This window comes from Micromonospora sp. M61, from assembly GCF_018070245.1.
Lineage (GTDB): Bacteria > Actinomycetota > Actinomycetes > Mycobacteriales > Micromonosporaceae > Micromonospora > Micromonospora zamorensis.
On the sequence record NZ_JAGPYA010000018.1, the window covers coordinates 95,524 to 113,935 of the forward strand.

General features: G+C 71.0%; 15 protein-coding genes. 8 read left to right on the top strand and 7 right to left on the bottom strand.

Features of this window, described 5'->3' with window-relative positions; all coding sequences use genetic code 11:
* Positions 1 to 2: 2 nt before the first annotated feature.
* A complete protein-coding gene (locus KBX34_RS13155; protein ID WP_210925143.1) occupies positions 3 to 1,850 on the bottom strand; it encodes a thiamine pyrophosphate-requiring protein in 1,848 nt (615 codons plus the stop codon).
* A 95-nt stretch (positions 1,851 to 1,945) separates the two neighbouring features.
* On the opposite strand from KBX34_RS13155, the gene KBX34_RS13160 reads away from it, so the two are divergent.
* From KBX34_RS13160 to KBX34_RS13170, 3 genes are all read left to right on the top strand, one after another.
* Entirely contained in the window at positions 1,946 to 2,791 is an 846-nt protein-coding gene (locus KBX34_RS13160; RefSeq protein WP_231927488.1) for an RNA methyltransferase, read from the top strand.
* Positions 2,792 to 2,838: 47 nt separating this feature from the next.
* Positions 2,839 to 4,290 (top strand): argininosuccinate synthase, encoded by a 1,452-nt coding sequence (argG, locus tag KBX34_RS13165; RefSeq protein ID WP_088949165.1) that lies wholly within the window; start codon positions 2,839 to 2,841, stop codon positions 4,288 to 4,290.
* Between the two features lie 106 nt (positions 4,291 to 4,396).
* Positions 4,397 to 6,175: a PucR family transcriptional regulator gene (locus tag KBX34_RS13170; protein ID WP_210925144.1), complete on the top strand. Its 1,779-nt coding sequence runs from the start codon at positions 4,397 to 4,399 to the stop codon at positions 6,173 to 6,175.
* Positions 6,176 to 6,279: 104 nt separating this feature from the next.
* On the opposite strand, the gene KBX34_RS13175 is transcribed toward KBX34_RS13170, so the two are convergent.
* Complete coding sequence (locus KBX34_RS13175) at positions 6,280 to 7,629, bottom strand: hypothetical protein (RefSeq protein ID WP_210925145.1); 1,350 nt, start codon at positions 7,627 to 7,629, stop codon at positions 6,280 to 6,282.
* Between the two features lie 82 nt (positions 7,630 to 7,711).
* On the opposite strand from KBX34_RS13175, the gene murD reads away from it, so the two are divergent.
* Positions 7,712 to 9,058: a UDP-N-acetylmuramoyl-L-alanine--D-glutamate ligase gene (murD, locus tag KBX34_RS13180; protein ID WP_210925147.1), complete on the top strand. Its 1,347-nt coding sequence runs from the start codon at positions 7,712 to 7,714 to the stop codon at positions 9,056 to 9,058.
* Position 9,059: 1 nt separating this feature from the next.
* Here murD and KBX34_RS13185 read toward each other — a convergent pair whose 3' ends face one another.
* The 3 genes from KBX34_RS13185 to KBX34_RS13195 form a co-directional block, all read right to left on the bottom strand.
* Entirely contained in the window at positions 9,060 to 9,566 is a 507-nt protein-coding gene (locus KBX34_RS13185) for a DUF6114 domain-containing protein (protein ID WP_099855657.1), read from the bottom strand.
* Between the two features lies 1 nt (position 9,567).
* Positions 9,568 to 10,197 (bottom strand): DUF6230 family protein, encoded by a 630-nt coding sequence (locus KBX34_RS13190; protein ID WP_088949160.1) that lies wholly within the window; start codon positions 10,195 to 10,197, stop codon positions 9,568 to 9,570.
* Between the two features lie 188 nt (positions 10,198 to 10,385).
* On the bottom strand, positions 10,386 to 11,150 hold the full coding sequence (locus KBX34_RS13195) for a TetR/AcrR family transcriptional regulator (protein WP_210925148.1): 765 nt from the start codon (positions 11,148 to 11,150) through the stop codon (positions 10,386 to 10,388).
* Positions 11,151 to 11,584: 434 nt separating this feature from the next.
* Between KBX34_RS13195 and KBX34_RS13200 the strand changes: the two genes are divergently transcribed.
* Positions 11,585 to 12,268 (top strand): Tat pathway signal sequence domain protein, encoded by a 684-nt coding sequence (locus KBX34_RS13200; RefSeq protein WP_210925149.1) that lies wholly within the window; start codon positions 11,585 to 11,587, stop codon positions 12,266 to 12,268.
* Positions 12,269 to 12,325: 57 nt separating this feature from the next.
* On the opposite strand, the gene KBX34_RS13205 is transcribed toward KBX34_RS13200, so the two are convergent.
* Both KBX34_RS13205 and KBX34_RS13210 read right to left on the bottom strand, forming a co-directional pair.
* Positions 12,326 to 13,315 (bottom strand): hypothetical protein, encoded by a 990-nt coding sequence (locus KBX34_RS13205; RefSeq protein WP_307871387.1) that lies wholly within the window; start codon positions 13,313 to 13,315, stop codon positions 12,326 to 12,328.
* Positions 13,316 to 13,524: 209 nt separating this feature from the next.
* Positions 13,525 to 14,931, bottom strand: a complete 1,407-nt coding sequence (locus tag KBX34_RS13210) for an acyltransferase (protein ID WP_210925150.1) — start codon at positions 14,929 to 14,931, stop codon at positions 13,525 to 13,527.
* Between the two features lie 193 nt (positions 14,932 to 15,124).
* Here KBX34_RS13210 and ngcE point away from each other — a divergent pair, with 193 nt between their 5' ends.
* The 3 genes from ngcE (at position 15,125) to KBX34_RS13225 (ending at position 18,409) form a co-directional block, all read left to right on the top strand.
* Complete coding sequence (ngcE, locus tag KBX34_RS13215; protein ID WP_141910369.1) at positions 15,125 to 16,540, top strand: N-acetylglucosamine/diacetylchitobiose ABC transporter substrate-binding protein; 1,416 nt, start codon at positions 15,125 to 15,127, stop codon at positions 16,538 to 16,540.
* Between the two features lie 64 nt (positions 16,541 to 16,604).
* Complete coding sequence (locus KBX34_RS13220; RefSeq protein WP_088949155.1) at positions 16,605 to 17,513, top strand: carbohydrate ABC transporter permease; 909 nt, start codon at positions 16,605 to 16,607, stop codon at positions 17,511 to 17,513.
* Positions 17,510 to 18,409, top strand: a complete 900-nt coding sequence (locus KBX34_RS13225; RefSeq protein ID WP_210925151.1) for a carbohydrate ABC transporter permease — start codon at positions 17,510 to 17,512, stop codon at positions 18,407 to 18,409. Before KBX34_RS13220 ends, KBX34_RS13225 begins: the two co-directional genes overlap by 4 nt.
* The last annotated feature ends 3 nt before the right edge of the window (positions 18,410 to 18,412 follow it).

The following is an 18,412-nucleotide window of genomic DNA, read 5'->3' on the forward strand; positions in this document are numbered from 1 at the left end:
TCTCAGCGCTCGCGGCGGCGGGGGCGGTAGCTGGCGAGGGTGGCCGGTAGGCCGCGTCGGACGATCCCGGCCCAGTCGGTGTCGCCGCGCAGCACCGCCGCCGCGGTCTTGCGGGCCTGCTCGGCGGTGAAGTGCGGCGGGAGCATCAGCTCGGCCGGGTCGACCAGGGCGTTGATGACCACCGGCCGGTCGGCGGACAGCGCCCGGTCCCAGACGCCGGGGATCTGCTCCGGCGAGTCGATCAGCTCGCCGCGCAGCCCGAGCACCTCCGCCCACTGGTGGTAGGCGATGTCCGGCAACTGCTGGCTGTCCGGGAACATCGGCGTCCCCTCGCTGGAGCGCTGTTCCCAGCTGACGAACGCCAGGTCCCGGTTGTTGAGCACCAGCACCACGAACCGTGGGTCGGCCCAGCTCCGCCAGTACTTGGCCACGGTGATCAGCTCGTTGACGCCGTTCATCTGCATGGCGCCGTCGCCGATCAGCGCGACGAGCGGCCGGTCCGGGTGGGCGAACTTGGCGCTCAGCGAGTACGGCATGGCGCCGCCCATGGACAGCAGCGTTCCGGACAGGCTGGCCAGCATCCCGGGGCGGACCTGGATGTGTCGGGCGTACCAGGCGGTGGTGGTGCCGCAGTCGACGGCGAGCATCACGTCGTCGGGCAGGCGTTCATTGAGGGTGTGGAAGAGCAACTGCGGGTTGACCGGGTCGGCGGTCTGCTCGGCCAGGTCGCGTTGCACCCGCCGCCACGCCGAGGTGTTGTCGGCGATCTCCGCCCGCCAGGCGGTCGGCCCGGGGCCGGGGCCCAGCTCGTCCAGCAGGGCCCGCACTGTGGGGCGGGCGTCGCCGGTCAGGTTCACCTCGGTCGGGTACCGCAACCCGAGCTGGGTGCCGTCCAGGTCGATCTGCACCGCGCGGGCCTGCCCGGGCGGCGGGTAGAACTCCGAGTACGGCATGTTGCTGCCCACGATCAGCAGCCGGTCGCAGCCGGTCATCAGCTGCCAGCTCGGTCGGGTGCCGAGCAGCCCGATCGCGCCGGTCACCCACGACTCGCGGTGGTCGACGGCGGTGAAGCCGAGTAGTGCCGTGGCCACACCGGCCCCGAGTCGGTTGGCGATCTCGCGGACCTCGTCGCGCGCGCCCAGAGCGCCCTGCCCGACCAGCATGGCCACCCGCTGCCCGCCACGCAGCACCTCGGCCGCCCGGCGCACGTCCGCCGCCGGAGGTACGGTCGGCGTGCTGCTCGGCGCGTTGCTGGTCTGGTAGTAGCCGTGCGCGTGCGGCGGGTCCGGGACGGCCGGCTCGTCCTGGAGGTCCAGGGGGAGGATCAGGGCGGTGACGGTACGCCGGGCCAACGCTGTACGACATGCCCTGTCGACCAGGTGGCGCACCTGCGCGGGGTGGTCGAGCTGGGCCAGGAACGCCGCCGCCACGTCCTTGTAGAGGGCGAGCAGGTCGACTTCCTGGTAGTAGCCGCCGCCCTCGGCGGTGGTCGCGGTGTGCCCGACCAGGGCGACCACCGGTTGGTGGTCGAGCTTGGCGTCGTACAGGCCGTTGAGCAGGTGGATGGCGCCCGGCCCGCTGGTGACGAGGGCGCACCCCAGCGGTCCGCCGCCGTACTTGACGTGGGCGGAGGCGGCGAAACCGGCGGTCTCCTCGTGCCGTACCTGGATGAACTGGGCCCGCTCGTTGGTGCGTTGCAGCGCGGAGGTCATGCCGTTGATGCCGTCACCGGGATAGCCGAAGTAGCGGTGCACACCCCAGCTGGCCAGCCGGGACACGATGTGGTCCGCGACGGTCGGGCGCCGGGGCAGGGCACCGGCCTCGCCCGGGGCGGTGTGGTCTGCGCTCACCCGGCTGATCCTTCCCGTCCGGTCGGATGCTCCGCCGGTCATTTCCCTTCTTCTAGGGACAAACCACCCCGCCGGGCGGGCGTCGGAGGGCGGGGCTGGCCGTCCGGCAGAATCGTCGGGTGCCCGTCCACCAGATCACCGACCCCGACGACGACCGGATCGCCGACTACCGCGCGCTCACCGACGTCGAACTGCGCACCCGCTGGGAGCCGCCGCACGGCCTGTTCATCGCCGAGGGGGAGCTGGTGCTGCGCCGGGCGCTGCGCGCGGGCTACCCGGCCCGGTCGTACCTGGTCGACGCCAAGCGGGTCGACCAACTCGCCGACCTGGACACCGGCGACGCGCCGGTCTACGCCGCGACGCAGGACGTGCTGCAACGAGCCACCGGTTTCCACGTACACCGGGGGGTGCTGGCGTCGTTCCACCGCCGGCCGCTGCCGACGGCGGCCGAGGTGCTCGCCGCCGCGCGCCGTGTCCTGATCCTGGAGGACGTCAACAACCACACCAACCTCGGGGCGATATTCCGGGGAGCCGCCGCGCTCGGCATCGATGCGGTGCTGCTGTCGCCGTCCTGCGCCGATCCGCTCTACCGCCGCAGCGTGCGGGTCAGTATGGGCGAGGTCTTCGCGATGCCGTACGCGAAGCTCGATCCCTGGCCCACGGGCCTGGATCAGGTGCGGGACGCCGGATTCACGGTGCTCGCCATGACGCCGGCCCCGGACGCCGTACCCATCCAGCGGTTGACCCCGGCGCAGCGGGAGCGGGCGGCGCTGCTCCTCGGAGCGGAGGGCCCCGGCCTCACCGCGGCGGCCCAGTCGGCCAGCGACGTGCGGGTGGTCATCCCCATGCGACGCGGGGTGGACTCGCTCAACGTGGCAGCCGCCGCGGCCGTGGCGTTCTGGGAGCTGGGCCGCGACGACCCACCTTTCGGCGGGGCGTAATCCGCTTCTATTTGCATGGCCATGCGTCTTGACGCATAATCTTCCCTGTGTCCAAGGTTCTCACCTCCCTGCCCACCGGCGAACGTGTCGGCATCGCCTTCTCCGGCGGCCTCGACACCTCGGTCGCGGTCGCGTGGATGCGCGACAAGGGCGCGATCCCCTGCGCCTACACCGCCGACATCGGCCAGTACGACGAGCCCGACATTGGTTCGGTGCCCGGTCGTGCGCTCAGCTACGGCGCCGAGGTCGCCCGACTCGTCGACTGCCGCGCCGCCCTGGTCGAGGAGGGCCTGGCAGCGCTGACCTGCGGCGCCTTCCACATCCGCTCGGGCGGGCGGGCGTACTTCAACACCACGCCGCTCGGCCGGGCCGTGACCGGGACCCTGCTGGTGCGGGCGATGATCTCCGACGACGTCCAGATCTGGGGCGACGGCTCGACGTTCAAGGGCAACGACATCGAGCGCTTCTACCGGTACGGCCTGCTGGCCAACCCGCAGCTGCGCATCTACAAGCCGTGGCTCGACACCGCCTTCGTCACCGAGTTGGGTGGGCGTAAGGAGATGTCGGAGTGGCTGCTCGAACGCGACCTGCCGTATCGGGACAGCACCGAGAAGGCCTACTCGACCGACGCCAACATCTGGGGCGCCACGCACGAGGCGAAGACCCTCGAACACCTCGACACCGGCATCGAGACGGTCAACCCGATCATGGGCGTCCGGTTCTGGGACCCGTCGGTGGAGATCCCGACCGAGGACGTCACCATCGGCTTCGACCAGGGCCGCCCGGTGACGATCAACGGCAAGGAGTTCGGCAGCCCCGTCGACCTGGTTCTGGAGGCCAATGCCATCGGCGGCCGGCACGGCCTGGGCATGTCCGACCAGATCGAGAACCGGATCATCGAGGCCAAGAGCCGGGGCATCTACGAGGCACCCGGCATGGCGCTGCTCTTCGCCGCGTACGAGCGGCTTGTCAACGCCATCCACAACGAGGACACCCTGGCGAACTACCACAACGAGGGCCGCCGCCTCGGCCGGCTGATGTACGAGGGCCGCTGGCTGGACCCGCAGGCGCTGATGCTGCGCGAGTCGTTGCAGCGCTGGGTCGGCACGGCGGTCACCGGCGAGGTGACGTTGCGGCTGCGCCGGGGCGAGGACTACTCGATCCTGGACACCACCGGCCCCGCGTTCAGCTACCACCCGGACAAGCTGTCGATGGAGCGTACCGAGGACTCGGCGTTCGGCCCGTCGGACCGGATCGGCCAGCTCACCATGCGCAACCTGGACATCGCCGACTCGCGGGCGAAGCTGGAGCAGTACGCCTCCCTCGGCATGGTCGGCGGTGGGGCCCCACAGCGGATGATCGGCGCCGCGCAGGCAGCCTCCACCGGGCTGATCGGTGCCATGCCGGAGGGCGGCGCGGAAGCCATCGCCTCGCGGGGCGTCGCCTCCCCCGAGGACGAGGCGCTCGACCGCGCCGCGATGGAGTTCGGCGTCGACTGAGCCGCTGACCGGCTTCAGCGGCTGAGCCCGCGGACCGGCCTCGGCGGCTGAGCCGCGGACCGGCCTCGGCTGCGGCGAGTCGAGATCCGGCGTCACGGACGGTAGCGTGTCGGCCGTGTTCCCTACCGTCCGTGAGGTCCTGGCCCTGGACCCCGTCCGCCACTTCGCGCCGCGCGTGGTGGCCGGAGACGCGGGGCTGGACCGTCCCGTCCGCTGGGTGCACGTCGCCGAGGTGCCGGACATCGCCACCCTGCTCGGTGGTGGTGAGCTGGTGCTCACCACCGGCATCGGCCTGCCCGGGGACGACGCGGGGCTGCGCGCGTTCATCGGCGACCTCGCCGACGTCGGAGTCTCCGGGCTCGTCGTCGAGTTGGGCCGTCGCTACGTCAGCGGGGTTCCCCGGGTGATGGTCGCCGCCGCCGAGCGGCGCGGGCTGCCCCTGGTGGAGCTGCGCCGGGCCACCCCGTTCGTACGGATCACCGAGGCGGTGCACGCGCTGATCGTCGACGCGCAGCTCACCGAGTTGCGCGCCACCGAGGAGATCCACCAGCGCTTCAACGACCTGTCCGTCGAGGGCGCGGACGCCGCCGAGGTCATCCGGCAGGCCGCCGAGCTGTCCGGTTGCCCCGTGGTCCTGGAGAACCTGTCCCGGCAGGTGCTCGGGTACGACCCGGCGGGCGAGAGCGCCGAGCTGCTGCTGGACAGTTGGGAGCAGCATTCCCGGCGCATCCGGCCGACCGGGCGCACCGCGTACGACCCGGACAACGGCTGGCTGGTCACGGCCGTCGGCGCGCGGGGGCAGGACTGGGGTCGCCTGCTGCTGCGCTGGCCGGCCAGCGGCGACGTTCCCGGCGCCCGGTCCAGTGAGCCGGCCGCCGGCCCGCCCACCCGCCTCACCATCCTGATCGAGCGGGCCGCGTCCACCCTCGCGCTGGGCCGGCTGATCCGCCGCGACGCCGAAGGGCTGGAACGGCAGATCCACCGCACCCTGCTCACCGCGCTGCTCGACCACTCCCGGCCGGTGGACGAGGTCGCGCTGCGGGCCAAGGCGCTCGGTGTGGTGCTCGACCGCCGGCACCTGGTCGGCGTGATGGTCCGACACCGGGTCGAGGACCCGGTCGGGGAGAGCGGCCCGGAGGCGGGTCAGGCCCGGCTGCGGGACCTGTCCGAGGCCGTCGGCCAGGCACTGCGGGAGGCGAAACTGACCGCGCTGACCAGCGCGGTCGACGACAACTCGGTGGGCGTGCTGCTGGCTTTGACCGACCCGGCCGCCGAGGACCGCGCGCTGTCCGCGTTCGCCGGCGCACTCCGTCGGGTACGCCTCGACTCCGCCGCCAGCCGGGCGACCTCCGGTGGCGACGTGCCCCGGTCGACGGCCGGCACCGAATCGTCAGCTACGCCGTTCGCTGTCGATGTGCACCGCGGTGCTGGTCCGGGTGCCGTGATCGTGGCCGCCGGGTCCGGGGTGGGGAGCCTGCGCGAGGCCCGACGGTCGTTGGTCGAGGCGCGGCAGATCGCCGAGGCGGCCCGGCAGGACCGGCGGGACCTGCCGATCTTCCGCCTGCCGCACGTCGGGCTGGCCGGGCTGCTGCACCTGCTCCGCGACGAGCCCCGGTTGCAGACCTTCGTGGAACGTGAACTCGGCGCCCTGCTGGAATACGACGCCCGCCACCCCCGGGAGCAGTTGCTCGACACCCTGCGCGCGTACCTGGAGCAGGGCCGCAACAAGACCGCGGGCGCAGCCGCCGCCCACCTGTCCCGGCCGGCGTTCTACGAGCGCCTGGCCCGCATCGCCCGCATCCTCGACGTCGACCTGGATTCGGTAGAGGCCAGCCTGTCCCTACACGTAGCCCTACTGGCCCTCGAAGCAGTCCGAACCCCCTGACCAGCCATGTTGATCAAGAGATTCGCGTCAGAAATCCCAGTCCTGCTGACGCAAACTTCTTGATCACCGGGGCGGGGCGGGGTGAAGCGGGGCGAGGGGTGGGGTTAGGGGAGGGGGATCAGGGTTTCTGCGTAGGTTGGGGGGATGTGGTTGGGGCCACCGGGAGTGAAGACGTCCGAGTGGGCCACCGCCGACCAGGCTGTCGCCGGGACGGCGTCGACCAGGGCTCGGATCACCGGGGCGTCGCGCCACTGGTCCTGCTCGGCGAGCAGGCCGAGAGCCACCACCGACTCCTCGACCTCGCCCACGCACTCGAACGGCTTGTGCCCGTCCACACCCAGCAACTCGCGGTAGCCGGGGATCTGCTGCGGGTCGGCCAGCAGGTCGCCGCCGAAGATGTGGGTGACCCGCTCGCGGGACATGAACGGCGCCATGGCGAGGAAGACGAACCGGCACTTCGGGCAGTTACGGCACCAGCGCTCGCTCGCGTCGTGCAGCTTGAAGGCGGCGTTGCAGCTGGTCACCACGTCGTCGTACCGGGTGATCTCGGCGAACAGCCGGGCGATGTGCAGCTCCGACAGTGAGCGCAGCAGCGAGAAGTACGGTTCGGTCAGGCCGGCGTGCTCGGCCAGCGCCGCCCGCAGCAGCCCCTCCGCCTCGACGCCCTTGGACCACTGGTGGTTGATCTCGTGGCCGTCCCAGACCAGGTTGGGGTCGGACGCCGAGCGCTCGTTGGACATCACCACCGGGCCCAGCCCGTGCAGCACCGCGGTGGCGACCGCGATCAGCGAGTTGATGGCGGTGACCGGGATGTGCCCGTTCAGCGCGCCGGCCGCGTTCAGGTCGAAGAGCACCGGGTCGAGCCGCCGTCGGGCGGCCAGCGGGGTCAGCCCGGAGGCCTCGTTCACCGCGACGATCACGTGGTTCGGGTTGACCGAGAACGGCACCGGGTCCAGCTCGGCGCGGCGCAGCGCCTCCAGGCTGACGATCGAGTCCTTGCCGCCACCCACCGCCGAGAGGGGGCGACGGTCGGAGTCGTCGTACACGCGCGGGGGCTCCGGTGAGCCGGCCGGCACCTCCGGGCGCAGCTGGAGCACGTGCGGCAGCTGGTTGCGGTACGCGTACTCCGCGAGGCCCTTGGTGTAGACGGCCGTGACGTAGTCGACGGTGGCCGCGCCCAGCGGCGCCGGCAGCACGAGTCGGGGCGGCGCGGCAGCCTTGTAGTAACTGACGCCGGCGACGAGGTGCAGCACCTCCAGCACCCGACCGAGGGTCGCCACCGTCTCGTCCGAGGGTGGCTCGGCCGGCAGCGGGAGAGTGATCACCTCGGTGAATCGCTGCTCGCCGGTCGGGCCGGTCAGGGCGTAGTCGAACAACACCTCGCCGGTGGCGAAGTCGATCGAGTAGGACGGAAAGGTGAAGGCGTCCATCCGCCGGAGCTGCTCGTTGGGCACACGCCATACTAGGCCCTGGTTCGTCCGGCCGTGTCCGGACCGGGCCCGCCCTGCCGCCGCCGCGACCCCCGAGGAGAGCCCTGTGCGCCTGTCTGACCTGCGCGGACGTACCGTCGCCGTCTGGGGCACCGGTCGGGAGGGCCGGGCCGCTGTGACCGCCATCGCGGCGCACGGCCCGGCCGAGCTGGTCGCCGTCGACGACAGCGCGAACTTCCTGTCGCTGCCCTGGGACGGCCCCCTGGCCGAGGCGGCGCCGCTGGTCACCGGTGAAGCGGGCTTTGAACGGCTGGCCGCCGCCGACGTGGTGGTCCGCTCCCCGGGCGTGCCTCAGACCCACCCGTGGCTGGTCGAGCTGCGCCGACGCGGGGTCATGGTCACCCAGGGCACCGCGCTGTGGATGGCCGACCACGCCGCGCGCACCGTCGGGGTCACCGGCAGCAAGGGCAAGAGCACCACCTCCAGCCTGATCAGCCACCTGCTCACCGCGATGGGCCGGCCGAACGTCTTCGGCGGCAACATCGGGGTGCCGACCCTGGACCTGCCGGACGCGGAGCTGTACGTGCTGGAGCTGTCCAGCTACCAGTGCAGCGATCTCACCGACTCGCCCCGGGTGGCGGTGGTCACCGCGCTCTTCCCCGAGCACCTGGACGCGCACGGTGGTGAGCGGGAGTACTACCGCGACAAGCTCAATCTGCTGGCCCACAACCCGCAGACGATCGTGGTCAACGGCGGCGACCCCCGGCTCGCCGCCGAGCTGGGTGAGCTGCCGGCGGTCCGGGCCGGTCACCCCGACACCACCCACGTCGCCCCCGGCCTCGACGGCATGCCCTGGTTCCATCTCGGGGACCAGGCGCTGTTCCCGCGCGCCGTACTGCCGCTGGTCGGACGGCACAACGAGGGCAACCTGTGTGTCGCGCTCGCCGTGCTCGACGCGCTCGGCATGGACGTGGTGGCCGGCAAGGACCACCTCGCCGTCGCGGTCGCCGAGTTCCAGGGGCTGGCCCACAGGCTCACCGAGATCACCGACCCGTCCGGGCTGACCTTCGTCGATGACACCCTTGCCACCAGCCCGTACGCGGCGATGCACGCGATCGACGCGTACGACGGACGGCCGCTGACGGTGATCGTCGGGGGCACCGACCGAGGTCTGGACTACACGCCGCTGGCCGAGCACCTGGTCGAGCGGGAGCTGACGGTGATCGGCATCCCGGACAGCGGCACCCGGATCGTCGAGGCGCTCGCCGGCCTGCCCAAGGTGCGTACCGAACTGGTCGACGACCTGGTGGACGCGGTAAGGCTGTCCCGCGAGGTGACCCCGGCCGGCGGGGTCGTGCTGCTGTCCCCGGCGGCGCCGAGCTACGGCCGGTTCCGCAACTTCGAGCACCGCTCCGAGGTTTTCGCGCAGGCGGTCGCCGACACCGCCCGCTGAGTCAGCCCCGGTCGGCCGGGGTCGGGTCCGGCGTCTGCATGCCGGGCAGCAGCACGGTGTCGGCGTCGTTGTCGGGCTCCCTCGGCTCCGGTGCCTCGGGCTCCGCCGCGACGACCGGCGGGCGATTCTTGTCCGGGGTCCAGGCGAATGCGAGCGCTCCGCCGAGCAGGGCCAGCAGCATCCCGATGACGAAGCCGCCCAGGTTCGAGGTCAACCAGGAGACCAGCCCGAGCACCAGCGTGACAAGTGAGTAGAAGACCCTCTGCTGCGGGTTGGCGATCAGCAGCACCCCGCAGAGCACCAGGACGGTGGGCACCAGGTACGCGGCGAGCCCTTGCGGCCCGACGTGCAGCAGCACCCCGAGCGGCGCGCGCAGGGTCACCAGCATCTCCGCGCCGCCGAGGGCGATCAGCACCGCGGCGGTGAAGGGACGGCCCCGCCGCCAGCGGCGCCACCGCCCGCGGGATCCGCGGGCGGCCGGCGCAGCCTGGTGTCGTTTTGCGCTCACGTCAGCACCCGTCTTGGGTGAACGCCATGCGCAGGTTGGGCAGGTTGAAGACGGCGGCCGTGGTGGCGTAGTTGTTCTGCCGCAGGTTTTCGATGACGATCGAGTCCGCCTGCTGGGAGAAGACGCCGGGGTTGCCCTTCACGCCGGGCACTTTGTCCAGGGTGCTGGCATCCTGGCCGATGTCGATGTTCTTGAAGGCGGCGTTGCCGGCGATCTCGTCACCGTCGACCACCAGGGTGCGGGCGCTGACCGGCTTGTCGCCGTTGCCGGCAGTGATCTTCAGGAAGACGCCACCCAGGTTGATGCTCTGGCAGAGGTTCGTCAGCTCCGCCTTGTCGATCGCCGAGACCATCACCAGGACCTGCCCGCCGGTGTCGCCCTGGTTGGGGCTGTCCGGGATCATCTGGTCGAGGGTGGCGAACTGCTCGAACCCGGTGCCGGTGAGCTTGTCGGCGGTGACGGTGAACGGCATGCCCGAGATGGCGAACTGCGCGGCCAGCACGCCCTGGGCGGTGAGCACGATCATGCCGGCGGCGCCCGCCGCGACGGTGCCGAACGCGGCGGCGAACCGGCGCCAGCGCACACCGCTGCGCGGCGGACCGGGTTCGATGTGTGCGGTCTCCTCCGACATGGGGCTCTCCTTAGAGATCATTCATCGGTGACAATGGGAATTGCGACCCGGGGTGCTGCGTATCGAGGCGCAGAGCCGAAGTTACCGCCGAGTAAAGGGCGGGTCAACAGCGTGTAGCGGCAGCCGGTTACGCGGTATCTGTGAAATGCGTCTAAAGTGAAAAACCGCTGCGGTTTCCGACCGTGTGATCAGGGCTGGAGGGTCGGCACGCAGGGCGCGGCCGTGCTCGGGCCGTCGTCCGGGCGTATTGGCCGGGTCGCCCGAGCCGCACCTTCGGTGCCAAGGAACGGCGCGATGGAGGCGTAGGTGAGCACCGGCAACAACTGCGGCAGTTCGTTCGCCCGACCCTGCGCCACGCGGCCGCGGATGGTGGCGTAGACACCGCCGACCACTGTGGACACCAGCGCGTCGCGGTCCACCCCGCTGACCGCCGGTCCCGGGCCGGCCTCGGCGAAGAACCGGCGGAAGCTGCCGAGCAGCGCGTCCCGTTCCCGGCGGGCGTCCGGGCCGGCGGCGTCCACCTCGACGAGCGCCATCCGGGCGAACGCGGGCACGCTCGCCAGCACCTCCAGCAGGGTGCGCAGTGCACCGCGGGCGGCGTCCGGCCAGGCCGGGCCCGCCTCGTGGTAGGCGCTGTCCATCAGCTGTGACACCACGGCGATGCCGTGTCGGTACGCGGCGAGGAAGGCGTCCTCCTTGCCCGTGAAGAGGGCGTAGAAGGCGGGCCGCGTCACTCCGGCGGCGTGGCAGATGTCGCTGACCCGGGCGTTGTCGTAGCCCTTCGTCGCCACCTCGTGCACGAGCCCGTCGAAGAGGCGGTCGCGCTGGGTCGCGGCCACCGCCTCGGCGGAGACCCGGCGCGGGCCGCGCTTGATCGCGCGGTCGGGGTCGCGGCCGGGACGCGCGCCCGGGAGGGGCACCGGCGCCGGGTGCGGCTGGCTCTGCGTGGTCAACTCATTGACCGCCTTTGATGCGTTGACTTTACGACCCTCCGGGGTTTATAACTTTCTCCACGCTCAGTTGTTGTCCCGTCACCTATGGTGATCTCCCCGGATGATCGCCCTGACTCGTCGAAGGAGGGCTCGATGGCTGTCATTATCGCCGAACACGAGCGCCCTCCCAAGGCCGAAAAGGCGCAGGTGAAGCGATTTCGTCGCAGTGCGCCACGCTGGCCCGCCACCTGAACGGCGGCACCTCCACCACCGTCGGCCGGCCCTGACCGCCGCCCGGCCTCCGCCACCACCGCCGGCCGGTCCCGACGGCCGCCCGGCACCCTCCACCACCGCCGTCCGTTACGGACGGCCCCAATCCCCGCCCGGGCGTCCCCGCCCGGCGGTGACCGCCCGTGCGGTCCGCTCATTCCCGTCCCACCGCGGAAGGAAAAACCATGCTCAGGTACGGAAGAATCGGCGGGGGCCTCGTGGCCCTCGCGCTGCTGACCGGTCTCGTCGCCGCCACGCCAGCCTCCGCCGACCCGTCGGCCGCGCTCGCCGGCAACGTGCTGACCTACCCCACGGCCGGCGGCACCGCCGTCGCCGTCAACGACGTCATCCAGGCCAGCCTCAAGACCGGCACCAACGCCACCTTCTACAACTCCACCTCCGGCACCACCGGGATCAGGTGCGCCGCGTCCAGCTTCAGCGCGAAGGTGCTGACCAACCCGACCGCCCCGGGCACCGCCACCGAGAGCCTCACCGCCCAGAGCTTCGGCAGCTGCACCACCAACGTGTTCGGCACCACCGGGGTGCAGAGCATTGCTCTCAACAACCTGCCGTACGCCACCTCCGTCACCAGCGCCGGCGTCGTCAAGATCACCGGCACCACGGCTGCGCCGGTCCAGAGCACCGTCGTGCTGAGCTCCCTGCTCGGCACGATCACCTGCGTCTACCGGACCAGCACCAACAGCCTCACCGGCGCGGCGGTCAACACGACCAACTCGATCACCTTCACCAACCAGCCGTTCACCAAGTTCTCCGGTCCGTCCCTCTGCTTCGGCACTGCGTACTTCTCGGCGACCTACTCCCCGGTGCGCGACAGCACCAAGGGCAACGCCGCTGTCTACGTGAACTGACCACGGTCCACGGGGCCGGTGCGCGGCGACCCGCCGTGCGCCGGCCCTCCACGGCGGTCAGCCGGCGGTCAGCTCCTGGTGCAGGGCGCGCATCGAGCGGATCGCCGAGCGGATCTCCTGAAGGTAGCGGCCGGGGCTGAGCGTCGGCTCCGGCAGCAGATCAAGGTCGACCAGACCGGGGTCCACCCCGACCGTGTCGATGCCGCAGCCGTACGGCACGGCCAGGGTGCGCAGCGCGTCGCAGTGCTGGAACGGCACGTAGATCGGCGCGGTCACCAGCAGCACCGCGTCGTCGGGGGCGAGGCGGACGTGCCCGGCCCAGAACCGCTGGGTGTCCGCGGTGTGGGCACGCCGTCGGTGCGGTTCGCTGGAGGGCGCGGCGAGCACCCGCACCGGTGGCAGACCCGCCGGGAGATAGGTGCGCGACGACCAGGAATGGTGCGGGTGATCCGCGTCGACCCCGTCCTCGACTGCCGGGGTGCTCACCCCGAACGCCAGCCGGACCGCCGCGTCCAGGGCGTCCACCTCGGTCAGGCAGCCAGGCACCCCCGCCTCGGCCAACATTCGGTGTTCCCGGTCGGAGAGCGGTCGGAAGCTGCCCAGCACCGCCACTTCGCCGGTCACCCCCAGCCCACCGTCCAGCAGGCGCGCGGCGTACGCGACGCGGCGCAGGCAGGCGTGCGCCAGACCACCCAGCACCACCAGGTGGGCGTACGCGGGCCGGGCTGGTGGCACGGGTCGGACGAGCCCGAGCGCGGCGGCGGCGGCGTGCACCAGCTCGACGGTGCCGGAATCGAGATCCGGCTCCCGGGCGTCGGGCCTCTCCTGGCCACCCCGGAAGTCCCAGTGTTCGGCGGAGAAGTCGTCGAGGAACCGGAGCATGTCGGTGAGGTCACCGGCCGGCCACCTGCCGCCGAAGCGGTCGATCAGCTGGCGCAGCGGGTCGGCGCCCACCCATCCCTCGATCCCGTCGATCACCGCGGACGTGTCCGGGGCCCCGGCGGGCAGCGGAACACTTGGCCCGATGAGCACGGGCCGGGTGCGCACCGGCCCTGATCGTGGCGGGTCGGGGAATTCGGGCACCGTCGGATCGTACCGATCGGAGCGCAGGGCCCGAGCCAGCCTGACCCGTCGGCCTGGGCGGTCGGAATCCTCGCTCTTCGGTGATCCCGCACGCCCACGGCGAGGACGGGGTGCGCTTTACACCCGGGCAAGTTGGTCACCAGGCGAGGCCGCCGGTCGAGCGGCGGACGGGGTCAACCTCGGGGTCCCCACCCCGACCTGAGCAGTCGCAGCACGCCCGCCCCGGCCGCGTACGCCAGGAGCGCCGGGACGGGGGTGCCGAGCGGCTCCGGGGCGCGGGCCGCCGTCGTGCTGTTGATCAGCAGCCCGGCCACCACTGCGGCGTATCCGGCGACGGTCAACGCGGCCCGGAACCGGCCGGCCCGCCCAGCGGTGCGGTGCCGGCCACTGCGCGCCTCCACCGGCCCGAAGATGACGACCAGCACCGACAGGACGACGGTGAGCAGCAGCAGCCAGGGCAGCCGCCACGCCCACCAGCCGGCGGAGTCGACCGCCGGGGTGGGCAGCGTCCCGGTCGCGTCGAGCACCCCGATCAGCAGGATCACGGCGGTGAGGTGCCAGAGGAAGACGGTCAGCACCACCAGGTTGACCCCGATCACCACCTGCCAGGGGCGGGTCCGGTGCAGCAGTCGTTCCGCCGGGTTTCGGAGCAGCAGGATCAGGCCCAGCTGACCGGCGGCGACGGCCAGCAGCGCGAGGCTGGGTGGCGAGGCGTTGTCGAGCCGTTCGCCGGGCACCTTGAGCATGGCCACCGGCCACGGGCCGAGCACGGTGAGCAGCACCAGCGCGCCCAGCCCGCCGACGAGGAACATCAGGCCGGCCCGGTGGGAGACGGGCAGTGTTCGGCGTACCCCCGGATGCTCGTGTGTCGACGGCCCGGCTGCGTCGGTGGACGGCGGCCCGGTCTGACCGGCGGTCGGCGGCGCGACGCGGGTGTCGTGCCAGGCGAAGCCGAGCTGGTGGACGGCCAGCCATCCGAAGAGGTAGTTGCCGTAGCTCCACTCCTCCGGCCCGGTCAGCCGGCCGAGGTCGCCGAGGCCGACCAGGGCGACCAGCACCAGCGGGACGACCAGGCCGAAGCGGCGGTGCAGCGCGTACATCGGTGGGGTGAGCGCGACCACCGCCAGGTAGGCGACCAGGAACCACAGCGGGATGGTGGCGAACCAGAACACCTCGCGGATCCGGGTCGGGTCGGTGCCGACCAGCCAGGCGACCGCCGCCGCGGCGGTGAGGACCAGCAGCAGCACGCTGGTGGGGCGGACCAGCCGGGCGCTGCGGTCGAGCAGCCAGCCGGCGGCGTCGCCGCCGCGGGCCCGCAGCCTGGTCAGTGAGGCCGCATTGGCATAGCCACCGACCAGGAAGAAGACGGGCATCACCTGGGCCAGCCAGGTCAACGGGTACGCCCACCGCAGATCGCCGAGCGCGGAGTGCCCGGTGGTCTGTCCGTCGGCGTCGCGCTCGATGACCGTGACGGCCCAGTGTCCGATAATGACCATGGCGATCGCGAGTGCGCGAAGCAGGTCGACGTACCGTTCCCGCCCGGCCGGGGTGCGCTCGGCCAGCTCGCGCAGACGGCGCATCGCCCCAGGCTAGGCGACCCGACCGCCGCCGGTGGCGATAACGGTTCGACCGTCAGGACTTGAAGTCCGGGGCCGGCTGTCGTAGAAATTCTTCAGTAACAGAGCATGAACTGAAGAGAATCAACGTGCCTCGCGCGGCGGCCGCCGTCCCCCTGACATCGGCGGTCCGCCCGACCCGACCCGAGGAGACTCGATGAACAGGCGTGACATTCTGCGGCGCACCGCTGCCGCCGGCCTGCTGGCCACCCCCGCCGCCGGTCTGCTGACCGGCTGCGCCACCGGAGGCGGTGGTGACAAGAAGGACACCAGCACCTACCAGGGCACCAAGAGCGCCCAGAACCCGCTCGGCGTGAAGGAGGACGCCCCACTCGAGGTGGTGATCTTCGGCGGCGGGTTCGGCGAGGAGTACGCAAAGGCCCACGAGGCCATGTACACCGAGAAGTACCCGAAGGCCAAGGTCAAGCACTCCGTCACGCAGGAGATCAGCAAGACCCTCCAGCCGCGTTTCGTCGACGGCACCCCGCCGGACGTGGTCAACAACTCCGGTGCGGGCCAGATCGACTTCAACGGCCTGGTCAGTCAGAACGCCATCGCCGACCTCGGCGAGCTGCTCGCCGCGCCGAGCCTCGACGTCCCCGGCAAGACGGTCCGGGACACCCTGCTGCCCGGCGCGGTCGAGGTCGGCTCGTACGACGGCAAGTTCCTGGTGCTCAACTACACGTACACCGCGTACGGCATCTGGCACTCCAGCAAGCTGTTCACCGAGCGCTCCTGGGAGTACGCGAAGACCTGGGACCAGCACATCGCGCTCTGCAAGGAGATCAAGGCCGCCGGCATCGCCCCGTGGACGTACGCCGGTCTGCACCCGCGCTACATGAGCTGGCCGGTGATCGCCACCGCGATCAAGCTCGGTGGCCCCTCGGTGGCGACCGCCATCGACAACCTGGAACCGAACGCGTGGAAGTCCGAGTCGATGCGGACCGCCGCGGACGCCTGGCACCAGATCGTCAAGGACAAGTACATCCTGGACGGCTCGTCCGGTCTGGATCACAAGCAGTCGCAGACCGCCTGGTGCCAGGGCAAGGCCGCCTTCATCTCCTGCGGCTCCTGGCTGGAGAGCGAGCAGAAGGACGTCACCCCGGCCGGGTTCAACATGACCATCGCGCCGACGCCGAGCCTGGGCAGCGGCGACAAACTGCCGTTCGAGGCGATCCGGGGCACCGCCGGTGAGCCGTTCATGGTGCCGGCCAAGGCCCGCAACCTCGCCGGCGGCCTGGAGTACTTCCGCACCATGCTCTCCAAGAAGGGCGCCCAGGACTTCACGAAGAAGGTCGCCAGCCTCACCGTGGTCGCCGGCGCCACCGAGGGCGTCGAGCTGCCGTACGGGCTGACCACCGTGGTCAAGGCGCTCGACGCGTCCGGCGCCAACGGCTTCAACTGGGTCTACAACAACTACTACCGGAAGCTGGAGCGCAACCTCGTCGACGCGGCCTGCGGCGAGTTCTTCAGCGGCCGGATCGGCCCCGCCGAGTTCCTCGACCAGTGTCAGAAGGGCGCCGACTCGATCGCCCAGGACAGCTCGATCAAGAAGTACAAGCGAGCGGCCTGACCGCCCGGCCGGTGGGGGAGCTCTCCGCCCCCACCGGCCGCACCCCCTTCGGAAAGGTCCCCTCGTGAGACATGGCAAGTGGCCGCTGATCGTCACGTTCCTGGTGCCGCCGGTGCTGCTGTACGTGTTCTTCGTCGTCTCGCCGTACCTGCAGGCGTTCCAGATCTCCACCACCGACTGGCTCGGCTACTCCGCCGACGCCAACCAGGTCGGCCTGGCGAACTTCAGGACCCTCTGGCACGACGACTACGTGTGGAACGCGCTGAAGAACAACGCGATCCTGCTGGGCCTGGTGCCGGTGCTGACCATCGTGCTCGGGCTCTTCTTCGCCAGCATGCTCGCCCTCGGCGGGCGCAAGGGCCGAGCCGGGGTGACCGGGGTACGCGGCGGGGCGCTCTACCGCACCGTGTACTTCTTCCCGCAGGTGCTCTCCGTGGTGATCATCGCGCTGCTCTGGAAAGAGGTGTACCACCCCAACCAGGGTCTGCTCAGCGGCGCCGTACGCGCGGTCGGCCTGCCCGCGCCGACCTGGCTCGGCGACCCGGCGACAGCGTTCTGGTGCGTGCTGGCGGTGATGGTCTGGAGCAACGTCGGCTTCTACGTCGTGCTGTTCGGGGCCGCCATGTCGGCAGTGCCGAAGGAGATCTACGAGGCCGTGCTGCTCGACGGCGCGTCCCGGTTCACCACCCTGCGCCGGGTCACGCTGCCGCTGCTCTGGGACACCATCCAGGTCGCCTGGGTCTACCTCGCCATCTTCGCCCTGGACGGGTTCATCCTCGTGCAGCTGATGACCAACGGCGGGCCGAACTTCTCCACCGACGTGATCGGTGTACGGATGTACGACACCGCCTTCGGCAGCGAGACCAAGTTCGGCTACGCCTCGGCGATCGGCGTGGTGATGTTCTTCCTGACCCTCACGGTGGCGGTGCTGTCGCTGCGGGTCGGCCGGCGCGAACGGATCGAGTACTCGTGACCACTCTGGATCAGCCCACCGTGAACGCCCCGACCCCGGTCGCCACACGGGACCGCCCGGTACGGCGGGAACTCGGCCTGGCCAACGTCCTCTCGCACGGCTTCCTCGTCTTCTGGGGCCTGCTCACCGTACTGCCGCTGCTGTGGATGTTCATCAGCTCGTTCAAGACGAACGGTGAGATCCTGTCCGACCCCTGGGGTCTCCCCGGCGCGCTGCACTGGGACAACTGGGCGCGGGCCTGGACGGGCGCGCACATCGGCCGGTACTTCCTCAACAGCCTCGTGGTGGTGGCCGGCTCGGTCAGCCTCACCATGCTGATGGGCGCGACCGCCGCGTACGTCTTCGCGCGGTACGAGTTCCGCGGCCGTCAGGTCGTCTACTACCTGTTCGTCGGCGGCCTGATGTTCCCGGTGTTCCTCGCCCTGGTGCCGCTCTTCTTCGTGGTCCGCAACGCCGGCCTCTTCGGCACCTGGAAGGGCCTGATCCTGGTGTACGCGGCCTACTCGCTGCCGTTCACGGTGTTCTTCCTGACCGCGTTCTTCCGGACCCTGCCGACCACTGTGGCGGAGGCCGCGATGGTCGACGGCTGCGGTCACTTCCGGCTCTTCTTCCGGGTGATGCTGCCGATGGCGCGTCCGGGAATGATTAGTGTGGCGATCTTCAATTTCCTGAGCCACTGGAATCAGTTCCTGTTGCCGCAGGTGCTGATGCAGGGCGACGACTCCAAGTGGATGCTGGCGCAGGGGTTGTTCGCGCTCTCGGTCAGCCAGGGGTATGCCGGCGACTACGCGCGGCTGTTCGCCGGGCTGAGCATCGCGGTGCTGCCGGTCCTCGCGATCTACGTGGCGTTCCAACGACAGGTGCAGGCCGGCCTAACCGCAGGCCAGCTCAAGTAGAGC

What these genes read in the sequence shown, in the direction of transcription:
- KBX34_RS13190 (WP_088949160.1), bottom strand. Translation starts at nt 10,197, where the DNA reads ATGTCGGAGGAGACCGCACACATCGAACCCGGTCCGCCGCGCAGCGGT.
- KBX34_RS13200 (WP_210925149.1), top strand. Translation starts at nt 11,585, where the DNA reads ATGCTCAGGTACGGAAGAATCGGCGGGGGCCTCGTGGCCCTCGCGCTG.
- KBX34_RS13210 (WP_210925150.1), bottom strand. Translation starts at nt 14,931, where the DNA reads ATGCGCCGTCTGCGCGAGCTGGCCGAGCGCACCCCGGCCGGGCGGGAA.
- ngcE (WP_141910369.1), top strand. Translation starts at nt 15,125, where the DNA reads ATGAACAGGCGTGACATTCTGCGGCGCACCGCTGCCGCCGGCCTGCTG.